The organism is Octadecabacter ascidiaceicola (assembly GCF_900185015.1).
GTDB lineage: Bacteria > Pseudomonadota > Alphaproteobacteria > Rhodobacterales > Rhodobacteraceae > Octadecabacter > Octadecabacter ascidiaceicola.
On record NZ_FXYD01000001.1, the window covers coordinates 930540 to 943915 of the forward strand.

Annotated in this window: 11 protein-coding genes; 5 read left to right on the forward strand and 6 right to left on the reverse strand. The window is 55.0% G+C overall.

All coding sequences use genetic code 11. From position 1 onward, the window contains the following. The first annotated feature begins 6 nt into the window (after positions 1-6). Positions 7-2208, forward strand: a complete 2202-nt coding sequence (locus tag OCA8868_RS04625; protein ID WP_093995327.1) for a 3-hydroxyacyl-CoA dehydrogenase NAD-binding domain-containing protein — start codon at positions 7-9, stop codon at positions 2206-2208. A gap of 273 nt (positions 2209-2481) precedes the next feature. On the opposite strand, the gene OCA8868_RS04630 is transcribed toward OCA8868_RS04625, so the two are convergent. From OCA8868_RS04630 to OCA8868_RS04645, 4 genes are all read right to left on the reverse strand, one after another. Next, positions 2482-3732, reverse strand: coding sequence for an AGE family epimerase/isomerase (locus OCA8868_RS04630; RefSeq protein ID WP_093995328.1), 1251 nt, complete (start codon positions 3730-3732; stop codon positions 2482-2484). 248 nt (positions 3733-3980) lie between these two features. Beyond that, the gene (locus tag OCA8868_RS04635) at positions 3981-4622 is read right to left on the reverse strand and encodes a Hint domain-containing protein (RefSeq protein ID WP_179214772.1); all 642 of its coding nucleotides are present in this window, start codon (positions 4620-4622) and stop codon (positions 3981-3983) included. A 202-nt stretch (positions 4623-4824) separates the two neighbouring features. Beyond that, positions 4825-5478: a sulfotransferase family 2 domain-containing protein gene (locus tag OCA8868_RS04640; RefSeq protein ID WP_093995330.1), complete on the reverse strand. Its 654-nt coding sequence runs from the start codon at positions 5476-5478 to the stop codon at positions 4825-4827. Continuing rightward, a complete protein-coding gene (locus OCA8868_RS04645; RefSeq protein WP_093995536.1) occupies positions 5475-6377 on the reverse strand; it encodes a DMT family transporter in 903 nt (300 codons plus the stop codon). Before OCA8868_RS04645 ends, OCA8868_RS04640 begins: the two co-directional genes overlap by 4 nt. A 128-nt stretch (positions 6378-6505) precedes the next feature. On the opposite strand from OCA8868_RS04645, the gene OCA8868_RS04650 reads away from it, so the two are divergent. Then, complete coding sequence (locus OCA8868_RS04650; protein ID WP_093995331.1) at positions 6506-8125, forward strand: AMP-binding protein; 1620 nt, start codon at positions 6506-6508, stop codon at positions 8123-8125. Then, positions 8122-8673, forward strand: a complete 552-nt coding sequence (locus OCA8868_RS04655) for a hypothetical protein (protein ID WP_093995332.1) — start codon at positions 8122-8124, stop codon at positions 8671-8673. Before OCA8868_RS04650 ends, OCA8868_RS04655 begins: the two co-directional genes overlap by 4 nt. Before the next feature lie 58 nt (positions 8674-8731). On the opposite strand, the gene OCA8868_RS04660 is transcribed toward OCA8868_RS04655, so the two are convergent. Beyond that, a complete protein-coding gene (locus OCA8868_RS04660; protein ID WP_093995333.1) occupies positions 8732-10570 on the reverse strand; it encodes a BCCT family transporter in 1839 nt (612 codons plus the stop codon). A 196-nt stretch (positions 10571-10766) separates the two neighbouring features. On the opposite strand from OCA8868_RS04660, the gene OCA8868_RS04665 reads away from it, so the two are divergent. Further along, positions 10767-11783 carry a hypothetical protein gene (locus OCA8868_RS04665; protein ID WP_093995334.1) on the forward strand — a complete coding sequence of 339 codons (1017 nt, stop codon included), beginning with the start codon at positions 10767-10769 and terminating at the stop codon, positions 11781-11783. Positions 11784-11856: 73 nt separating this feature from the next. On the opposite strand, the gene OCA8868_RS16765 is transcribed toward OCA8868_RS04665, so the two are convergent. Beyond that, positions 11857-12888 (reverse strand): SPOR domain-containing protein, encoded by a 1032-nt coding sequence (locus OCA8868_RS16765; protein WP_245848032.1) that lies wholly within the window; start codon positions 12886-12888, stop codon positions 11857-11859. 25 nt (positions 12889-12913) lie between these two features. On the opposite strand from OCA8868_RS16765, the gene OCA8868_RS16770 reads away from it, so the two are divergent. Continuing rightward, the gene (locus OCA8868_RS16770) at positions 12914-13309 is read left to right on the forward strand and encodes a hypothetical protein (protein ID WP_245848034.1); all 396 of its coding nucleotides are present in this window, start codon (positions 12914-12916) and stop codon (positions 13307-13309) included. Positions 13310-13376: the final 67 nt, after the last annotated feature.

Here is a 13376-nt window from a genome sequence, read left to right on the forward strand (position 1 = left end):
ATCGACATGACTGATTTTACAATGAAAACCGATGCTGACGGCGTGGCCACGATTACGTGGGATACTGTTGGCAAATCCATGAACGTGATGAACCAGCAGGGGTTTATGGACCTCGATGCACTGATCGATCAGGCGCTGGCTGATGATGCGGTAAAAGGCGTGATCATCACATCTGGCAAAGATGGTAGTTTTGCGGGCGGCATGGACCTCAATATCATCGCGAAGATGAAAGAAAGCGCGGGCGACAATCCGGCACAAGGGCTGATGGAAGGCCTGATGGCCAGCCACGCGATCCTGCGCAAGATTGAACGCGCTGGCATGGACCCAAAGACCAACAAAGGCGGCAAGCCGATTGCTTGCGCCATGCAGGGCACTGGCCTTGGCATCGGGTTCGAAATCCCGCTGTCATGCCACCGCATCTTTGTCGCTGACAACCCGAAGGCCAAGATTGGCCTGCCGGAAATCATGGTTGGCATTTTCCCCGGCATGGGCGGCACGACCCGCCTTGTGCGCAAAATGGGCGCGATGGCGGCCTCGCCTTACCTACTGGAAGGCAAATTGCTGAACCCTGCAAAGGCAAAGTCTGCGGGTCTCGTGGATGAAGTCGTTCCAGCAGATGAATTGTTGTCTGCGGCAAAAGAATGGGTTCTGTCAGAGCCGAACATCGTGAAGCCGTGGGACGAAAAGGGCTACAAAATGCCAGGTGGTGAACCCTATCACCCCGCTGGTTTCATGACCTACGTTGGCGCATCCGCGATGATCAACGGCAAGACCCAAGGTGTTTACCCTGCAGCCAAAGCATTGCTATCTGCCGCTTATGAGGGCGCAATGGTGCCCTTTGACACGGCCATCAAGATCGAAGCGCGTTGGTTTACCAATGTTCTGCTGAACCCAAGTTCTGAGGCGATGATCCGCAGCTTGTTCATCAACAAAGAAGCGCTTGAAAAGGGCGCTAACCGCCCGGACGTTGCGGACCAAACCGTTAAGAAAGTTGGCGTTTTGGGCGCTGGCATGATGGGGGCGGGTATCAGTCTTGTATCTGCTTTGGCGGGGATTGAGGTCGTCTTGATCGACCGTGATCAAGAGGCCGCTGACAAGGGCAAATCCTACACCACCGCCTATATGGACAAAGGGATTTCCCACAAAAAAGCGACCGAAGAGAAGAAAGAAAAGGTACTCGGCCTGATCAATGCCACCACCGATCTGGACGCATTGAAAGATTGTGATCTGATCGTTGAAGCCGTGTTTGAAGACGTCGGCGTTAAGGCCGAGATGACCAAAAAGGTCGAAGCGATCATCGGTGATGACGCGATCTTTGCCACCAACACATCGACCTTGCCGATCACAGAACTTGCCAAGGCATCTGTGCGCCCTGACCAGTTCATCGGCATCCACTTCTTCAGCCCTGTCGACAAAATGCTGCTGGTGGAAATCATTAGAGGCCGCGAAACCGGCGATGTGGCCGTTGCGAAGTCCCTCGATTTCGTGCGCCAAATCCGCAAAACGCCGATTGTCGTGAATGACGAACGGTTCTTTTACGCAAACCGCTGCATCCTTCCTTATGTCAACGAAGGCGTGCGGATGCTGCAAGAAGGCGTCGCCCCTGCCCTGATCGAAAATGCCGCTAAACTGGTTGGTATGCCGCTCGGTCCGTTGCAGTTGACCGACGAAACCTCCATCGACCTCGGCGCTAAAATTGCTAAGGCAACGAAGGCCGCATTGGGCGCTGAGTATGACGACAGCGCGGATGAGCTGATCTTCTGGATGGAAGCCGAAGGCCGTTTGGGTCGCAAAGCAAACGCAGGCTTTTACGACTACGACGCCAAAGGCAAACGTCAGGGCCTGTGGTCCGGTTTGGGTGAGCGTTACAGCATTAAAGACGACCAACCAGAGCTTATCGAAGTGCAGCACCGTTTGCTCTTCTCTCAAGTCCTCGAGGCTGTTCGTGCGCTGGAAGAAGGCGTGCTGATGGACATCCGCGAAGGCGACGTCGGCGCGATCCTTGGCTGGGGCTTTGCGCCTTGGTCCGGCGGCCCATTCTCATGGCTCGACATTCTTGGCGCACCTTATGCGGCAGAACGGTGTGACCAACTGGCCGCAGAATTCGGCGACCGCTTCGCCTGCCCTGCCTTGTTGCGTGAAATGGCCGACAAAGGCCAAAGCTTCTACGGGCGTTTTGGTGCCGGAGTGGACAGCAAAGCTGCATAAAGCCGCTGCACGAATTGGGAAAGGCCGCGCATGAGGTTGCGGCCTTTTTTTCTACTCGGGAACACGATCCAAGGCAGCTTTGTTTAAATTTCTGCTTTGCAGACGGAACCGTCATCCGAATAGAAGAAGCGTCCGGCCGCTCTTCGCCTTTTGGCTTCTCTAGAACGGCCTCCATGCCTCAAAGTTCGGGAAGAAAGCGTCTACAAATCTAGGGCTATTCAGGCTTTGGTTCGTCGCCCACCAATCCAAACTTGGACTAAAGTATTGCGCTGCCTATGATCGTATTATTGATTGATCCTTAAGCTTAATAGCAATTCTCGACAACTCACCTGCCAAGGGAAACAAGCAAGCCTGTAAAGAATGGTATATGTCAGGTTTGCCTGCGAAAATGGTGCTTGTGACGTCGCCACTTTCATCGATTTCGGGGAACCACCCGCCTCGTTCATGGTCAATGAAATGCGTGTTCGCGAAGGACCAGAGGCGGCGGTACCAGATTTCGTCCGCTTGGTTTCGATCAAGTTGAATAAGCACCGCAACCGCACCAATGGCCTCAGTGACCGGCCACCAGTAGCGTGACGCGATGTCAATGTCGCCGCCAAACTTCAGCGTATAGGCAAAGCCTCCATCCGGCCTCCACGCGTCTTGTAACGCCCGCTCAATCAATTGCCGTGCTCTCGTCGGCGCATCGCCGCTTGGTCGACCACACAGGTCCCAATACTGCAAAAGAAGGCGGCCCAGTTCGAAAGAATGCCCCGGAGTGGTACCCGCAGGACGAAACATTGGGTTGCCTGCGTAGTTGCGATCAACCTTCCAGGTCACCGTGTAATGTTCCGGCAGACGCCAATCATTTTGCGGTGCAATTTTCTTGGTGAAGAAATCTAAGATCCGACCCGCACGATCTAGATAGACCTGATTGCCCGTGGCCTCGAATGCGCTGAGGTGGGCCTCAACGCCATGCATATTAGCGTTCATGCCGCGGTAGGATGAAAAGGGTGTCCAATCCCTGTTCATCTCGTCGGAATACAGGCCGGCATCGTCTTCCCAAAAGTGCTGATCGAGAACCCTAGTTACATCCGTAAGCAGTGCATCCGCATCCGGATGGCCTGCAATCTTGGCAGTCGAGGCCGCCAGAAGGACGAACATGTGCCCATAAGCCTGTTTGCGATCGTCAGCGATATTGTCACCTTGTAGCGCCCAAAGAAAACCCCCGTGAACGGGGTCGCGATGACAACTGTTAAGGTAGGCCATTCCGCGATCAACAATCTTATCGGCATCTGGTTGGCCCCAGATTTGACCAAGCGCAAAAGAATGGACGAGTCGTGTGGTCGTGTGCAGTTCTTGAGTCTTGTCCGCAAGCGCTGCACCTCTGTGATCAAGGGTTGCGAAGCCGGCATCATGTCGAAGGCTTTTTTCAAAAAACGTGAACTGCCGCTTGGCGTCAGCGGCCAGCCACGCCCGATGCTCTGGCAGATCCAACCAAAAGCCTGAATGGTCTTGCGGACCGGGTGATTGATGTACTGTCATAGGTTTGTCTCTTGTTCATCAGACGGCTAAAGGCGTCAAGTATCGCTTGCTGTATCTATGAATTGCACTCACAGGGTCCTTCATCATCAGTCAGTTATTACAAATCTGGTGGGCGTTCTAATTTGAACGAAAATTGCCCCGCCCTTGTTACCAAGGACGGGGCCCGTACGGTCCGGTTTTTCTGGGGGAAAGCGCAGACCGACGGTCACAAACGAGGTCAGCCCCCATTTGCAACTCGTACCGCCGGCTTATGCGACAGCGTGGTAAACTGGGCGGTTGAATGGCGCGCGAGCGTCATCTTCAAACATCAGGCAATCTACGAGGTCTTCGGCGATATCCATGTTCAAGACTTCATAAGATGATGCACCCATGTCGCTCATCAGATCAGCCTGCGCGCGGCAGAGAAACAATGCACCGATGTTTGCAAAAACGATTTCGTCTTGCGCAAAGTGCAATTGGATAACTTCAACCCATTCAGCCGGACGTTCTTGTGTGATGCCACGAAACCCAACGAGAGCCGCACCGGGGATGAGTGCGAACGGGTCACCTGTCATATCTTCAGAAGCATCGCTTTCGATCATGACGGACTGGTGTGGCAGGATCATCATGTCTTCGCGATTGCCCAAAGCACCGGCAGGTACGGACAGTGGCCAGCTTGCGATATCCATTGTGTCTGCCATCAGCGCGTGACGTGTAATCGCGACAACTGTCTGCAACCCACCATCAAATGTCAGAACCTGCTGACCTTCGCGGATGATTTCGATCGGCGCCCAGCCCGCCTGTGTCGCGACCTTCGTTCCGGAAACCATTCCAGTTGTCCGAGCGTCCAGCTTTGGCTGAGTGGTTTCGGTTTTAGCAGCGTCCCAAGTGGTGTTCTTCCAAGCAAACATTTTTGACATCCCCATGTCTGGTTTTTATATTTTTGAACCGTCTCGGCAGCGAGGTGGTCCGTAGCAACAAAACCATAAGGGGTGATTCCCAAGGCGCTCCTTGGCGCACAAAGGGGCAAGTTTGGGGCATTGATCAGGGGTGATCTGTAATAAACTGGTTAACGGCGGATTAACTTTAAAACTGGAAACAATAATCAGGGCGTTATGCTGGATCGAAGCTGTAGCCATGCGCTTTGATGTCCGACTCGCAAAGCGCTCCGAGTAGTTCTGCGTCCGATTCTGTGTAGTAGCCACGCCAGTCACGCGCGCGCGCACTTTGATTGGCGACAGGAATTTCAGGTGTGAACCCTAGATGTTCAGCGAGCGGAACCATGTCCTCAGCCAAGTATTCCAACCGAATATACAAATCCGCATGCATTCGCCCTGCTCCATCTTTCATGTAGCTCTCATACGGGTTGTTGCTGAATGTGGATCGGGTCAGCGGGTCATTCAGAAATCGCGAAAACTCGTGTAACTTCGCCAACGCCACCGCTGGATGGTCGAAATCCTGCGTCTTTAGCCAATGGTAATAACTGACCATTCGGTCCCAAGGATTGCGCACGAGTGTGAATGTGAACAGCGCTTCCATCTCGTCGCGTGTGATCAGCCCCTCAGCGTCCGCCAGTGTTGAGTGCTTCCACAAACGCCCAGCCGTTCGCACACCCTTCACCTTCCCGCGCCGCTTTATGGCCTTTGGCGTGTCGCCGATCATTATGTCATCAGCCTTGGCGCGGTCTTCCAGCGCTAGTGCCATTGCTGTGCCACCAGTTTTGGGGATGTGAACAAAGATATATCCGCGCCCGCGGGAGATAATCATTTGGTAGACCTTAATGCGATGATTGTGCCTGACATGATAATCAGCGCCATACCGATTAACGCGACTGTACTCAAAGTTTGCCCCCACAAAAGCCAAGCAAAAAACGACGCAAAAACAATCATCGAATATTCGTTGATGGCCACATATGAGGCCTCCCCCAGCTGATAGCCGCGCGTAAGAAGCATAACGCCGACAACAGAGCCGAGCGCCTGTGCAACCGTCACCCAAAGCATCGTTCTATCGGGTGTTACATAGCCCTGTAGAACCCATCCGCTCCCGTCCGGTATCTCTGCGATAGGCCAGATTGTCAGAACCACCAAACCAATTGCGCCAAACAACCCAAGTATGGAGACATAAGCAAACGTCATCACCCAAACGCTCTCCCCTTCGCACCACATGCGCGTCCCGAGGGCTGATACGGCATAAAACAAGCCAGCCACCACCGGAAGCGCGGAATACCATGCCAATGCCCCGTCTTCCGGCCAGACCAGCATCAGCGCCCCAACGAAACCGAGCGTTACAGCACCCCAGCGCCAAACCCCTGCGCGTTCGCCCCTAAACAAGATCGACAGCACAAGGACGAAAATGGGCGCGGTTAAGAACCCCGCTGCGACAATTCCGATCGGAAGAAACGCTAGGCAGGCAAAATAAATCAGCAGAGCCGTCGCATTAAACGTGTTGCGTAAGATTACGCGCGAGGGTCGGTTTGCGTGCAGGCTGACAACACCAAACAGCGCGAGCAACAAAAGCAGCCCAACCGCAAAAACACCCCTTAAGGTCTGAAAAAACCACAAGGATGAGGTTTCTGAGACCAGCACAATCAAATTGTCGGTTAGTGCCAACGTGAACATCCCTGACAGGGTGAACATCATTGAAAGCTTTGGAAAAGTCGTCTGCATGTCGGCACTCTTTCCAAGGGCGCAACAAAGTGCCAGCCCAAAAGCGACCCAATTAAAGTTTTGGGAGTTTATCATTTCAAAATTCTGCGACATTCTGTCCGCCAAATCGCTTCTGGGAGGAAATGCGAATGGGATGGTTAAGAGACGAAACCGGACTGGATAAATGTGCCGCCAACTATGTGCCTTTGTCACCGCTGAGCCATCTGGCACGCGCTGCGAAGGTCTTCACAAATCACGAGGCTCTTGTTTACGGTGATTTCCGGCTAACCTACGCGCAATATCATGCGCGGGTGTCCCAGCTTGCCAGTGCGTTGCAGATGTCGGGCGTAAACCCTGGCGATGTCGTCGCCACGCTCCTGCCTAACATCCCCGCGCAAGCCGAAGCCCATTTTGGCGTGCCAGCCTGCGGTGCCGTTTTGAACACGATCAACATCAGGCTCGATGTCGACACGATTGCCTATATTTTCGATCACGGCGAAGCCAAGGTCGTGTTGTGCGACAGCCAGTTCCTTCCGGTTTGCATGCAAGCGATTGAGTTGATGGAGGGAGAAGCGCCGCTGGTTGTCGAAGTGCCTGACACACAAGCGGGTGTTCCAGAGATTGGCGAGCAGATAGACTATGAGACGTTCTTGGAGGCTGGCGATCCAAACTTTGAATGGATTTTGCCCGAAGATGAGTGGGAAAGCATTTCGCTAAACTACACCTCTGGCACCACGGGGCGACCCAAGGGTGTCGTTTGTCATCATCGTGGCGCGTATTTGATGACAACAGGAACGCCAATCACATGGCGGATGACGCTGCACCCGCGCTACCTGACCATTGTACCACTGTTTCATTGTAACGGCTGGAACCACACATGGATGATGCCCAGTTTGGGCGGCACTGTGGTGTGCTGTCGCGATATCACGGCAGAGGCGATCTATAAAGCGATTGCCGATGAAGGCGTGACCCATTTTGGTGGCGCACCTATCGTTTTGAACCTACTCGTGAACGCTAAAGACACCGACCGCCGCGACTTTGATCACACGGTTGAAGTCTTCACAGCAGGCGCTCCCCCTGCCCCTGCAACGCTGGCCGCGATTGGCGATCTTGGGTTTAATGTACAACAAGTCTACGGGCTGACCGAAACCTATGGCCACGTCACCGAATGCCTGTGGAACAAAGACTGGGACGCGCTTTCAGCGGAAGACCAAGCCGTGATCAAGGCCCGCCAAGGCGTGGCTTTCCCACAAATGGAAGACATCACCGTCATGTCTGACGACATGCAACAAGTCCCGATGGACGGCGCGACGCAGGGCGAAATCGTGATCCGTGGTAACTCAGTAATGAAGGGGTATCTCAAGAACCCCAAAGCCACGGCCAAGGCGTTCAAGGGCGGGTACTTCCATTCAGAAGACATCGCCATCCAACACCCAGACGGATCCATGCAGATTGCGGATCGCGCCAAGGACATCATCATCTCGGGCGGGGAAAACATCTCAAGCGTTGAGGTCGAGGGCGCGTTGATGGGGCACCCAGATGTGATGCTCTGCGCCATCGTTGCCATGCCCGATGACAAATGGGGCGAGGTGCCTTGTGCCTTTGTCGAGCTAAAGGAAGGCCGCGACGAGGACGAGGCCGCCCTTATCGCGTTCACACGCGAACGGCTGGCAGGTTTCAAATGCCCAAAGAAAGTTGTGTTCGGGGAATTACCCAAAACATCGACCGGCAAGATCCAGAAGTTCGAACTGCGTAAGACATTCGGATGAAAGCACTATGGCTGATGGCCAGTGCACTTGCCTCACCCGCGGCGGGGTTGGTGATTGCAGGTGATATCCTGCAAGAAACCTGCGCGGGCCGGTTTGTGCTGCTAGATCCCAACGATGGTTTCACAGTCGGCAAAGACAACTTCAACACCTGCCACCTTTATGCCTTTGACGAAGACCAAAACATCGTGCTGCCCGAACCCATTCACGTGGATAGTGGCGGGCTCAACGGCCTGATCGCACAAGGCACCGAAGTCGCGAGCCACTGTATGTTCTTTGACAGCATCAACGACACACAATTTGCCTTTGTCGAATTCGATGCGCCGATCCTTGGCATAGCCGCCTATCAAGACACCATGGGCGCCACAGATTTTCTGGCCCGCACCAAGGCGACATTCATCGGCGAGCGCCTGCGCGGGTTAGAAGAAAACGATGAAGTCTGGATTGATCCCGACCGCCCTGATCGGCTGTATGTTCTTTGGGCGGGCTCATCGCCGGGCGACTACATCCGTGTCTTTACAGAACGATCTGTTGGCGCGGCCCTAGTGTAGAACGTAAAACGGCGCCCCGAATTTCTTCAGGGCGCCGTTTCTTTGTGAATCTAGCGGCTTACTCGGCCGGTTGTGCCGAAGCACCGACCCCTGCTTTGCCGCGGCGGCTGTCGTTCCACATCGCTTTGATCAGCGAGATCACCATCAAGACCATTACGATCGTGAAAGGCAGCGCGCCGATGATCATCGCATCCTGCAGGGCGTCAAACGGATTACCTGTGGTGCTCAGACCACCCGCAACCAGAAGCGAGCCAATGACCAACGTCAGGATCACACCCCAAATGATGCGGTGCTTGATGCCTGTTTCCTGTTCACCACCGGACATGATGGTGTTCATCACAAGAATGCCGGAGTCAGCGGACGTCACGAGGAACGTCATGATCAGAACCACACACATCACAGTGATAAGTTGAAGGAAGCCACCTTCGATCATGTAGCTGAGTGTGACGAACAGCTTATTGGTGTTAGACGCGCCGATAATTGCGCCTTCCGCTTGACCTGCAAGTTCCAGATCAATCGCTGTACCGCCAAGGATCGTCATCCATGCAAAACACACCAAAGACGGTGCAATCACACAGCCTAGGATGAATTCACGAACTGTGCGCCCGCGCGAGATACGCGCAAGGAACAGACCCACGAATGGCGAGAACGCAATCCACCAAGCCCAGTAGAACGTGGTCCAACCAGACTGCCAACCGAACTGACGACCTTGGTTACCAGCTTCATAAACAGCCGCCAGTGTCTCAGGTGGGAGCGCCGCTGCGTCGCCTTCAAGACCAGCCACGAAGCCATCATAAGATCCCCATGCACCTTGAGCGGCGCCCAAGGAGTCTGCAAATGGTGCCGCGTCAGCCGGTAGGGCTGCTGCAAATGCGCCAGCAGACTGCGGGCCATATGCGCCAAAGGACAGGCTGAAGAAGTGGATGATGTAGTCAACCAACGCCGTGCCATATGTCGTCATTGCGAACATGAACGAACCGAAGATCACGAAGGTCAAAAGCAGGATGACCGACAGAACCAAGTTCAAGTTCGACAGGTACTTAATACCGCGACCAACACCGGACACAGCTGACAGGATCGACAGGAACATAATCAGCGCAAGACCGGTCAACAGACCTACCGTTGAAGGTGCCGGTGGGGCATCGCCCTCAGTCGCAGCCATCAGCCATTCCATACCTGTTACAGCATAAACACCGTCTACGAATTGGCTAACACCGAACCCGATGGTTACGGAAACACCAAGGATCGTCGCAACAACACCCAGCACGTCGACAACATGGCCAACCGGACCGTTTGCCGCTTTGCCCAAGATTGGTGTCAGCGCAGAGCGGATCGTCAGCGGCATATCACGTGTGTAGGCATAGTATGCCAGCGACAGACCTGTCACCACGTAGATCGCCCAAGCATGCAGACCATAGTGCAGGAACGTATAGCGGTATCCACTTTGGACCGCTTCTGGGGAATTCCCGACAACTGCGCCGGACACGACTTCTGGGTTAGAACCCCAAAGGCCAAGCGGTTCAGCAGTCGCGAAGACCATCAGGCCCACACCCAGACCAGCACCGAACATCATGGAGAACCATGAGAAGTTCGAGAATTCTGGCGCTTCGTCCGCGCGGCCCAGCTTTTTCTTACCAATTGGCAAGATTGCCAAAATGATCAGGAAGAATGCGAATGCGCCAACGGCGATGATGTAAAAGCTGTTAAAGACGCCCAGCAACGACCAGTTCCAGCCGTCAAGCGTGCTGCCCGCCGATACTGGCCAAATCAATGCCCACAACACGAGCGCGACCATGAGGCCTTTTGAAATCAAAGCAATTGGAAGACTGTAGCCTTCATAAAATCCGCCACCCTGTTTTGGGATTTCCAGATCCGTAAATGGTTCCTTGAGTGCCATTTGTCCCTCTCCTTTCGAAACGAATAGTGTTTCATATGTTTTTTTATCGCCGCGGTTCCTCAGCGCGTACTTGCAAAGCTTAACACTCAATTTGACACTTCAGAAACAATTTACGTCATCTGAGTGTCGATAAACGTCTGTCAAAACGGGAAAATGCCCGTTAAAATAGAGCAAACAGGAGGCAGAGCAGCCCCAAATGACAGCACTGACGGAATTTGATCGATTGGAAAGCGGCGGCCTATGGCGTGCATCGCCGGATGAGCAACGCCGTGAGGTAACCGTATCTTTCGGCAACGCCACACTCATCATCTCTGATAAAGCGGACCGTCCGTTGACCCATTGGTCATTACCTGCTGTCGAGCGTTTGAACGTTGGAGAACGCCCTGCCCTGTTCTCGCCAGGCTCGGATGCCACTGAAACGCTGGAAATAAGCGACGATATGATGATTGACGCAATGGAAAAGGTTCGCAAAACGGTGAAGCGCCGCCGCAGCAGACCGGGTCGTTTACGCAATATTGGGCTGATAACCGCCTTGGGCGCAATGGTTATTGGCGCTGCGGTCTGGCTACCGGATGCATTGATCCGCGAGGCGCAAAGCGTCGTTCCGCCAATACAGCGCGGTGAAATTGGAGCCACGTTGCTGGGCCACATCCAGCGAATTACCGGACAGACCTGCCGCAGCCAACTTGGAACGGCGGCGTTGGAAAAACTGCACGCACGGGTCTTGGGGCCCGACGCGGGTGGTCAGGTATTTGTCGTGCCATCAGGCCCCGACACTGCCATCTATTTGCCCGGCGGGTTGATCGTGATGAACCGCGACCTCATTGAAGACACTGAAGACCCGGCGGTTGTCGGTGGCCACATCATCGCCGCCGCCGCACAATTGCGTGCACGTGACCCATTAGAAGCACTGCTGAAAGAGTCTGGCATCGGCACGACGTTCAACTTGCTGACCCAAGGTGAGATCGCCCCTGACACACTTCGCAACTACGCAGAAACACTATTCGCAAATCCACCGGATCGTGCCAACGATGTCATCCTGCTTGAGATGTTCGACGATGCGCAGCTGTCCAGCACGCCATACGCCTATGCCGTCGATGTGACCGGTGAATCCACACTAGGATTGATCGAAGCGGACTCCATGCAAGGTGCCGCCGCTTCTGAACTTTTGAGTGATGCTGAGTGGATTAGCCTGCAAGGTATTTGCGGCTAGCCCCCTTAGAAAAGAAGAGGCCCTGCGTCGTCATGCAAGGCCCCTCCTCGGGAGAACAGTTTGAACTCGGTTCTCAGCGGCGGGTGAACGCCCCAGCGTAGCCTGCCCCACGTGCGGTCCCCAATGCGTTTTGTAACTGGCTGTCATTACCAAACGGCCCCGCCAGTACGATGCGCATTTCACGGCCATTCTGGTTGAACACACCAATCCGCATTGGCAAGCCGCGTGAACGCAAGGACTGCGCGATGGACTGTGCCTGATTGCGGGTCTCATAGGTTCCGACCTGCACATAACGATGACCACTGATCTGCTCACGGCGCTGCGGCTGCGGCGCGACAGCGGGTGTTGATACGCGCGGTTGCTGCACTTCGGCGGCTTGAGGCGCACGGCGCGCGGTCGCATATTGAACGCGGTTAGTTGTCGGGTATTGCTGCGTATATGATCCAGCCGGAATGCCGCGCTGTGTGTTCAAGCGACCATCGCTCCAAACGCGGTCATAGCCACTTGGCACCGTTGGCGCAGCAAGCGCATAGCTATTCGTCGGGTTGGAATATGGCGGTGGGTTTTGGTTAAAAAGATCGCCAATGAAACCTTGCGAAGACACAGATGAGCGCGCACGTGACACGACCTCTTGGTTGGCCAAAGCACCTGAAGGCGCCGCCGCTAAACGCGTATTAACATTCGGTGTGAACGTTGAACCCGGAGCACTATCGAACGGGTTGGAATAAGGAGTGCGGTTCAGCTGCGCCGCAATCTGCGCTGGGCGTGGATCAAAAGTTGAGCCAGGCGCATAATCAAGCGGGTTTGAGTAAGGGCGCCGTGGCAACCTTAGATCAGCTTGCAAACGTCCAAATGCACCTTGTGTTGTGGCTACTTCTGGTTGGCCACACTGGATCGGGAGACCGGTTCGCGCACTGATATACTGGCGGCCTGCCGTTGCCATGTCGGCGCAAGCCTGTGCGCGGGTCAAACGGGACTGCGCGGCGGCTGGTGCTTGCTCAACTGGACGAGGCGTAACAGCTGCAACTTGTGGCGCAGGGGCGCCGCCGCAATCAATCGGTTGACCCGTGCGCTGACTGATTAGGTTAGGCTGGACACCTGTCAAACCAGCGCAGGCCTGCGCACGTGTTATGACACGTGGTTCCGGTGTGGCCGGCGCAGTGATTACCCGTGGTGATGGCGATGCAGGGCGAGCCGCTACTGTCGGCGCGTTTTGCGGGGCAATCGCACCGATAGATGTCGCCGGACGTGTTGTACGCGGTGCGGGGGCCGCGGCAATGACAGGTGGCTGTACAGCAGGAGTAGGCGCTGGCGCGCGAACGGCTGGAGCAGGTTCAGGAGCCGCAGCAACAACCGGTGCTGGCGCGGGGGCTGGCGTTGGTTCAGGTGTTGGGGTTTCTACAGGGGCCTGTGCTACTGTCGCTGGCCTTGATGAGCTGCTCGGCTGGAAACCACACAACTGCTCTCTGCTGCGCGACACTCGCGGAACCCAATTCGTTGTCCCGCCAATTCCGGCGCGCACGTAAACACACCCGCGACTGTCAATGTATTGGTTAGAGGTGAACGACGCTGGCGGGATCTCTGCTGGACCGC

Bases quoted from the DNA above. Each gene is read 5' to 3' on its own strand.
- OCA8868_RS04630 (WP_093995328.1), bottom strand. From the start codon at position 3,732: ATGACAGTACATCAATCACCCGGTCCGCAAGACCATTCAGGCTTTTGG.
- OCA8868_RS04640 (WP_093995330.1), bottom strand. From the start codon at position 5,478: ATGATTATCTCCCGCGGGCGCGGATATATCTTTGTTCACATCCCCAAA.
- OCA8868_RS04665 (WP_093995334.1), top strand. From the start codon at position 10,767: ATGACAGCACTGACGGAATTTGATCGATTGGAAAGCGGCGGCCTATGG.
- OCA8868_RS04635 (WP_179214772.1), bottom strand. From the start codon at position 4,622: ATGTTTGCTTGGAAGAACACCACTTGGGACGCTGCTAAAACCGAAACC.
- OCA8868_RS04655 (WP_093995332.1), top strand. From the start codon at position 8,122: ATGAAAGCACTATGGCTGATGGCCAGTGCACTTGCCTCACCCGCGGCG.
- OCA8868_RS04650 (WP_093995331.1), top strand. From the start codon at position 6,506: ATGGGATGGTTAAGAGACGAAACCGGACTGGATAAATGTGCCGCCAAC.
- OCA8868_RS04625 (WP_093995327.1), top strand. From the start codon at position 7: ATGACTGATTTTACAATGAAAACCGATGCTGACGGCGTGGCCACGATT.
- OCA8868_RS04660 (WP_093995333.1), bottom strand. From the start codon at position 10,570: ATGGCACTCAAGGAACCATTTACGGATCTGGAAATCCCAAAACAGGGT.
- OCA8868_RS16770 (WP_245848034.1), top strand. From the start codon at position 12,914: ATGACACGTGGTTCCGGTGTGGCCGGCGCAGTGATTACCCGTGGTGAT.
- OCA8868_RS04645 (WP_093995536.1), bottom strand. From the start codon at position 6,377: ATGCAGACGACTTTTCCAAAGCTTTCAATGATGTTCACCCTGTCAGGG.